Here is a 317-nt window from a genome sequence, read left to right as displayed (position 1 = left end):
AGCGGCTGCACCAGAAACGGCGGCACCATCATATCTTGAATGTCGGGGCTGACCGCCACTTCCACGGCCAGCCGCTCGTCGCCAAAGCGCGCCAGCTCGAACCCGAAGTAGCGCTGCACCTGGTCCAGCTCGCGGGCCAGGGAAATGCGCTCCGTGGAATCCTCCAGAGTACGGCGGTAGAACACGGCGAACTCGCGCAGCAGCGTGCGCGCCTTCATGGGATCGGTGCGGATGAACGAGGCAATGGAGTTGATGGTGTTGAACAAGAAATGCGGGTTGATCTGCGTCTGCAGCCTCTTCAACTCCATGGACGTGGC

General features: G+C 61.8%; 1 protein-coding gene. It reads right to left on the bottom strand.

The window, feature by feature from the left end; genetic code table 11:
• The coding region (locus PZH32_RS12305; protein WP_275208536.1) for a sensor histidine kinase at window positions 1-317 on the bottom strand (317 nt) is incomplete at both ends.

Source organism: Adlercreutzia equolifaciens (genome assembly GCF_029076695.1).
GTDB classification, from domain to species: domain Bacteria; phylum Actinomycetota; class Coriobacteriia; order Coriobacteriales; family Eggerthellaceae; genus Adlercreutzia; species Adlercreutzia equolifaciens_A.
This window is presented reverse-complemented; position numbering and strand designations above follow the sequence as displayed.